Here is a 1,872-nt window from a genome sequence, read left to right as displayed (position 1 = left end):
CCGGGGACGCTGCAGTTCGACGTTCTTGTGCCCCGCGAGGACACCTCGAAGCTCCTGATCTACGAGGTCTATCAGGACGATGCCGGATTCGCGGCGCATCGCAATGCGCGATCGATCGCCCAGTTTCGCGAGGAGACCGCGGACCTCGGCGTCAAGGTTGCCGGGACATGGTGTACGCCCGCCGAGTAGACGACCTTGTCGCCGGCGTCGTCGCAGGTGCGGATCAGACCATCTGACGCAGCAGGTCGATCAGGCGACCGCATTCATCGTCGGTGCCGACCGTGATCCGCAGGAAATCCTCGATCCGCGGCTTCTGGAAATGCCGCACCAGGACGCCGCGCTCGCGCAGTTTTGCGGCGAGATCCGCGCCGCGGTGGCTCGGATGGCGGGCGAACACGAAATTTGCATGCGACGGCAGCACGTCGAAGCCGAGCTCGGTGAGGCCGCGGGCCAGCGCCTCGCGACTTCCGATGATGCGTTGCCGGGTCTCTTCAAACCATGCGTCGTCCGCGATCGCGGCGACGGCGCCTGCGATCGCGAAGCAATCCAGCGGATAGGAGTTGAAGCTGTCCTTGACCCGCTCCAGCGCCTCGATCAGCGGGCGCTGGCCGATCGCGAAGCCGACCCGCAATCCCGCCAGCGCGCGCGACTTGGACAGCGTCTGGATCACAAGCAGATTGTCGTGGCGCGCGACCAGCGGCACGGCGCTTTCGGCGCCGAAATCGACATAGGCCTCGTCGACCACCACCAGACGGTCGGGATGCTCGGTGACCAGCGCCTCGATCGCGGCGCGCGGCAGTGCGATGCCGGTCGGTGCGTTGGGATTGCACAGCAGGATGGCGCTGCCCGGCCGCCGGTAGTCGGCAAGGTTGATCCGCATCGCGGCATCGAGCGGCACAGTTTCGTAGCCGACGCGATAGAGGCGGCAATAGACCGGGTAGAAGCTGTAAGTGATGTCGGGGAATAGCAGCGGCTTATCGTGCTTCAGCAGCGCCGGAAAGGCGTGGGCCAGCACCTCGTCCGAGCCGTTGCCGACGAACACCTCGTCTGCCGTGACGCCACAGCGCGTCGCGATGGCCTCGCGCAGGACGGACGCGCGCGGGTCCGGATAGAGCCGCAGCCGATCCGTGGCCGCGGTGATCGCCGCCACCGCGCGCGGCGACGGCGGGTAGGGGTTCTCGTTGGTGTTGAGCTTGATCAGGCCGCCGATCTTCGGCTGCTCGCCCGGCACGTAGGGCGACAGATTGTGGACGACCGAACTCCAGAAGCGGCTCATGATCTCGTGATCCTGGGATGAATGCGGTCACAATACGGAATACGAGGCGCTGATGAAAGCGCCGCGTTGTCCCGTCGCATTCCGATGCGGGTCGCGCTCGCGACCTACCAGGTCGCCGTGCCCTTCATGGTCGGCTGGCCCTCGGCATTGGCGGTCCACAGCTCCAGGCCGCCATCCTTGTCGTTGGCGTTGATCGAGAACGCGCTGCCCTCGAACAGCGGCTGCACACCGCGATAGCTGAGCTCCTTCGGCGGCTTGCCGCCGCGGAGCTTCGCGGCGAGCTCGACGATGAAGGAAGCCTGCAACGGACCGTGGAAGATCAGGCCCGGATAGCCCTCGACCTTGGTGACGTAGTCGCGATCGTAATGGATGCGGTGGCCGTTGAAGGTCAGCGCCGAATAGCGAAACAGCAGCACGGGATCGGAGACGTGGCTCTCGCGGTGCTGCGCGGCCGGGGGAGGCGGCGGCGCCTTGGCCGGTGCTGCGGCTTGTGTGCTCGTCATCTCGCGATAGACGATGTCCTGCCGCTCGCGGACCGCAAGCCCGCGCGAGGTCGTCACCTCGTGATTGACCGAGACGAAGCACAGCGTGCCGGT

2 protein-coding genes and 1 pseudogene are annotated in these 1,872 nt (G+C 66.3%); 1 reads left to right on the top strand and 2 read right to left on the bottom strand.

What is annotated here, in order from left to right; genetic code table 11:
• Positions 1–189, top strand: a 189-nt coding sequence (locus VF497_RS17195; RefSeq protein ID WP_330891034.1) for a putative quinol monooxygenase, incomplete at its 5' end; no start/stop codon positions are given.
• 34 nt (positions 190–223) lie between these two features.
• Here VF497_RS17195 and hisC read toward each other — a convergent pair.
• Together hisC and VF497_RS17185 are read right to left on the bottom strand one after the other, a co-directional pair.
• Entirely contained in the window at positions 224–1,276 is a 1,053-nt protein-coding gene (gene hisC / locus VF497_RS17190; protein ID WP_330891032.1) for a histidinol-phosphate transaminase, read from the bottom strand.
• A gap of 104 nt (positions 1,277–1,380) precedes the next feature.
• Positions 1,381–1,872, bottom strand: a pseudogene (locus VF497_RS17185) (hypothetical protein); the annotation flags it as partial.

This window comes from Rudaea sp. (assembly GCF_036383415.1).
Classification (GTDB): Bacteria; Pseudomonadota; Gammaproteobacteria; order Xanthomonadales; family Rhodanobacteraceae; genus Rudaea.
The sequence above is the reverse complement of the archived record's forward strand: the minus strand, read 5'-3'. Positions and strand labels throughout refer to the sequence as shown.